The following is a 5097-nucleotide window of genomic DNA, read 5'->3' on the forward strand; positions in this document are numbered from 1 at the left end:
GCGGGCAGCGATGAGCAGCGCGCCGCTGACCTGAACGATGCCTTGGCCGACCCTGATATTCGTGCGGTGATCTGTAACCGTGGCGGTTATGGCGTGCAGCGCATTATCGAACACCTGGATTTCGCCGCCGTACTACGCGACCCGAAGCTGGTACTGGGCTTTTCCGACATTACAGCGCTGCACGCCGCACTGTGGCGCAACGCGCGGCTGGCGACAATCCATGGTCCGGTGGGAGCGCAGCTAGAGCGCGGCGGTCTGACCAGTAGCAGTGTCAAACACACGCTGATGACCACCGAACCCATGCTCATAAAGGCTGACCCCAAGGAAGCCACAGCAAGCGTGCGCACCAAAGGCATCGTCAATGGCCTGTTGCTGGGCGGCAACCTGAGCATGCTCAGCACCTCGGTTGGCACACCGTTTATGCCTGATCTGGACGGTGCAATCCTGTTGCTCGAAGACGTAGGCGAATCCGCCTACCGGGTGGATCGGATGCTCACTCATTTGCGCAATTGCGGTATTTTGCAACGGGTCGCCGGGGTTGCGGTGGGGCAATTCAGTGAGCCGGTCGGTGTGTCTGGGCAAATCAGCCTATCGGACGTGCTCAACGAGCGATTGGGCGATTTTGGCATTCCCGTATTGGGCGGATTGTCCATCGGTCATGGTGATCCCAACATCGCCGTGCCGCTGGGGACTTTCGCTACGCTGGACGCCGATGCCGGGACCTTATGGGTGGCGCCGGCGTGCTGCTGAGGCGTTGCGGAGCGATGGTTCAAGGCATAGCCGACCAATAGCATTCTAAAAACGACGGCCACCTAGCTTTTTGCCATTATTCAGGCGTCAGAGGCTTGTGCTGGCACGGTCCCATTGAGAATCTGCATATGCATAGAACGGCTTGATCAATAGCCTGAGCACCTTTGACATTCGAACGGGGATTGAGCGCTATGATTTCGGCCGTGCAAGGACGTTTTGCCAATCTTGGGATGGCGAAGAAACTGGGGATTGGTTTTACCCTGGTTCTATTGCTGACCGCGCTCGTTGCTGCGATTGGTGTCTGGTCATTGCAAACCATTAGCGTACGTTTCGATGGACTTAAGCAGATGTCGGCGCTCAATAGCGGCCTGCTTAAAGTGCGCTTGCAAGAGCAGGATTACGCGCTGCACGGCGATCCGAAAGTGGTCGAAAGCCTGCACGCTGGTGTGGATGCGCTGCAGGCACTGGCCGAGCAACTCAAAGGCCAATCGGCTGCCAATCAAACCATGGGCCAGGTACAAACCGCGCTCGCGGCGTACCGAAAATCCTTCGACCAATTCGTCAGCATCAGCCAAAGCAAAGACCTGGCGCTGGAAATGGCCAGTTGGTCAGTGTCCAGCGTGGCCAACAATCTGGACGTGCTGCAAAGTGGATTGGCCGATGACGGCGCCTATGCGCTGAAAGAATCCCAAGGCAAGGACGGTGCTGAGTTTCTCGAACAGGCCAACCAGGTCAGCCAAGTGTCGCGGTTGATGTTGCAGGCCATGGACGAGGCACGGATTCGCCTGGATCAAAGCCGCAAACAAGGCTCTGGCGAGCCGCCTAAAGAAGGCAAGATCGAACAGGCGGATCAGGCCTTGGTGCTGGCTGAACAATTGAAAGGGTCGATCAAAGATGCGGGTTACCTGACCGTTTTGGCCGAATGCGGCACCCATATCGCCAACTTCACCGAAAAATTGAACGAATACACTGGGTTGCTCGCCAACGAAGCCCAAGTCAACGTGCAGCTCGCCGACAACGCCAAGCAAGTGGTGCAGCGCGTCAACGAGGCGTACGCAGCCCAGGATCAGGCAATGCAGGCGCAACTCAAAACCAATTCAATGCAGATCATTGGCTCATCGGTGCTGGCATTGTTGGTCGGCCTGATTGCCGCATGGGCCATCACTCGTTTGATCGTATCGCCACTGCGCAGCGTCATTCGTGCCGCACAGCAGATCGCTTCCGGTGACTTGAGTGCCACGGTACAGGTGAAGCGCCATGATGAGATCGGCCAGTTGATGCTTGCCATGCAACAGATGGGCGCCAGTTTGAGCGGTATCGTCAGTGGTCTACAGGCGGGTATCGAGCAGTTGGCGACTTCCGCTCATTCACTATCGGCAGTCACTGAGCAGACCAATCTGGAGGTCAATAGCCAGCGCGAAGAGACCGAGCAGGTGGCCACGGCCATGAATCAAATGACGGCGACCGTGCATGATGTGGCGCGCAACGCCGAAGAAGCTGCGCAGGCAGCGCAAACCGCCGATGACAAGGTTGAAAGCGGTCAGCAGGTTGTTCGTCAAAGCATGCAGCGGATTGAGGCGCTTGCCAGTTCTGCAAGCTCCGCCAGCCATAGTATCGAGAACCTCAGCGCCGAAATTCAGAACATCGGTAAGGTCCTTGGGGTGATCAAAAGCGTCGCCGAGCAAACTAACCTATTAGCGCTCAATGCTGCCATTGAAGCGGCTCGTGCAGGTGAGCAGGGACGTGGTTTTGCGGTGGTTGCCGATGAGGTGAGGGCGCTGGCCAAGCGTACTCAACAGTCGACGGAAGAAATCGAACGCTTGGTGATCAGTTTGCAAAGCGGTGCTCAGGCGTCTGTTGCGCAAATTCAGAGCAGCGGCGAATTGGTGAAAATGGCGGTTAGCGACGCACTGCAGACCGAAAGCGCGCTGGGCAGCATCGCCGCAGCGGTGTCGATGATTCAGCAGATGAATCAGCAGATCGCCGCAGCCGCCGAGCAGCAAAGCTCAGTCGCCGAAGAGATCAACCGCAGCGTTACCAGCATTCGCGCCAGCGCCGATCAATCGGCCATGGCCATGCAAGGCAACGCCGCCTCCAGTATCGAATTGGCGCAGTTGGGTACTGAGCTTAAAGGAATGGTCGGGCACTTCCGGCTGTGACTGGGAGCCAGCGTGTTGGCATAGGTCCTGCTGCTCCTGCTGCTCTGGCCTATCGCAGCCTTCGGCAGCTCCTGCAGGATTTATGCATCACCCAAATCCCGGTGGGAGCGAACGTGTTCGCGAAGAAGTTAACGCGGTGTATCTGATACACCGCCGTCATTTCAGCCCTTGCGGCTATTCAGAATCAGCAACGTCAGCACCCCGGCAACGATCCCCCAGAACGCCGAACCAATCGAGAACAACGTCAGGCCCGAAGCGGTGACCATGAAGGTGATCAGCGCCGCTTCACGTTCCTTGGGTTCGTTCATGGCGACGGTCAAGCCGTTGATGATCGAGCCAAACAACGCCAGCGCGGCTATCGACAGCACCAAGTCTTTGGGCAGCGCTGCGAACAAGGCGGCCAAGGTGGCGCCAAATACTCCCGCAATCCCGTAGAAAATCCCGCACCAAACGGCGGCGGTGTAGCGTTTGTTGCGGTCTTCATGGGCGTGTGGCCCGGTGCAGATTGCCGCGCTGATCGCCGCCAGATTGATGCCGTGGGAACCGAAGGGAGCCAGCAGCAGCGAGGCAACGCCGGTCGCCGTAATCAGAGGAGACGCCGCGACCGTGTAGCCATCTGCGCGCAATACCGCGATTCCAGGCATGTTTTGTGAAGTCATCGCGACTACAAACAGTGGGATACCGATGCTAATCGTGGCTGCCAGTGAAAACGACGGCGTGGTCCAGATCGGCGTGGCTACTTCCAAGGCGAATCCGACGAAGTCCAGTAACCCGAGTGCACCTGATATGGCAGTGCCGACGATCAATGCGGCGAGCACGGCGTAACGCGGCGACACGCGCTTGATCAGTAAGTAGCAAAAAAACATGCTCAGCACTAATCCGGTGCGGTGCTGCGCTGCGACGAAGATTTCGCTGCCGATCTTGAACAGAATCCCAGCCAGCAATGCCGCTGCCAGCGACGCCGGTATGCGCTTGACCAAGCGTTCAAAGCTGCCTGTGACACCACACAGGGTCACTAGCACGGCACAGGTAATGAACGCCCCAATCGCTTCGCCGTACGAGACACCGCCGAGGCTGGTAATCAAAAGGGCTGCGCCAGGCGTCGACCACGCGACGGTGATCGGGGTGCGGTAACGCAATGACAAACCGATGCTGCACACCGCCATGCCAATGAACAGGGCCCAAATCCAGGACGAGATCTGTGCGCTGGTCAAGCCCGCTGCCTGTCCGGCCTGAAACATCAGCACTAACGAACTGGTGCAGCCGGTCATCATCGCAATGAACCCGGCGACTACCGCAGCAGGCGAACTGTCGGCGAAGGGCCGCAGGCGGGTAGGGGTGGTGACTTCGGTCATACGGTTTTCCTTAACGGCGATCGGTCGTGCGTAATCCTAAACCCGATACTTGCCCCATGCTGCAATACAGCGAGTGGCGCAATGAGCCGTACAGTCGCGAAATTCATGACGATCCGAGCACCATCACAGTCGAGCCGCTTGAAGGGGGCATGGCGCGATATACTCGCTGCCTGTTTTAATCATGTCATTGATAGCGTGATGTCTTTTACGGGAAAACGTAGCGGGGAGAAGTGCATGTACACGGTTTACGGCGACTACAACTCAGGCAATTGCTACAAGATCAAATTGATGCTCAACCTGTTGGGTATCCAATACCAATGGGTACCGGTGAATATCCTCGGCGGCGAAACTCAGACGCCGGCGTTTCTGGCAATGAACCCCAACGGCAAAATTCCGGTGCTGGCGCTTGAAGACGGCACGTATCTGTGGGAATCCAACGCAATCCTCAACTTCCTCGCTGATGGCAGCCAGTACCTGCCCAGCGAGCCTCGTTTGCGTACTCAAGTACTGCAGTGGCAGTTTTTCGAACAGTACAGCCATGAGCCTTACATCGCCGTTGCCCGGTTTATCCAGTTTTACTTGGGCTTGCCGCAAGAGCGCATGGCGGAATATCGCACCATGCAAAAAGCCGGTTACCGGGCGCTGACCGTCATGGAGCAGCAGCTAACCCGCACCTCTTTCTTGGTGGGCGAAAATTTCTCCATCGCCGACATTGCTTTGTACGCGTACACCCACGTTGCCGATCAGGGCGGTTTCGACCTTGAAGCATACCCAGCCATCCGCCAGTGGCTCGCCCGTGTGGTGCAGCAACCAGGTTATATCGGAATGCTGGA

4 protein-coding genes are annotated in these 5097 nt (G+C 57.5%); 3 read left to right on the plus strand and 1 reads right to left on the minus strand.

All coding sequences use genetic code 11. From position 1 onward, the window contains the following. Positions 1-750 (plus strand): LD-carboxypeptidase (locus tag M0974_RS03175; RefSeq protein WP_297832675.1); only part of this gene is annotated, 750 nt, incomplete at its 5' end. Between the two features lie 191 nt (positions 751-941). After that, the gene (locus M0974_RS03180) at positions 942-2909 is read left to right on the plus strand and encodes a methyl-accepting chemotaxis protein (protein ID WP_297832678.1); all 1968 of its coding nucleotides are present in this window, start codon (positions 942-944) and stop codon (positions 2907-2909) included. 161 nt (positions 2910-3070) lie between these two features. Here the strand turns inward: M0974_RS03180 and M0974_RS03185 are convergent, their stop codons facing one another. Beyond that, a complete protein-coding gene (locus M0974_RS03185) occupies positions 3071-4264 on the minus strand; it encodes a benzoate/H(+) symporter BenE family transporter (RefSeq protein WP_297832681.1) in 1194 nt (397 codons plus the stop codon). 234 nt (positions 4265-4498) lie between these two features. On the opposite strand from M0974_RS03185, the gene M0974_RS03190 reads away from it, so the two are divergent. Next, the coding region (locus M0974_RS03190) for a glutathione S-transferase family protein (RefSeq protein WP_297832684.1) at positions 4499-5097 on the plus strand (599 nt) is incomplete at its 3' end.

Source organism: Pseudomonas sp. (genome assembly GCF_026224925.1).
Classification (GTDB): domain Bacteria; phylum Pseudomonadota; class Gammaproteobacteria; order Pseudomonadales; family Pseudomonadaceae; genus Aquipseudomonas.

What these genes read in the sequence shown, in the direction of transcription:
- M0974_RS03185 (WP_297832681.1), bottom strand. Translation starts at nt 4,264, where the DNA reads ATGACCGAAGTCACCACCCCTACCCGCCTGCGGCCCTTCGCCGACAGT.
- M0974_RS03180 (WP_297832678.1), top strand. Translation starts at nt 942, where the DNA reads ATGATTTCGGCCGTGCAAGGACGTTTTGCCAATCTTGGGATGGCGAAG.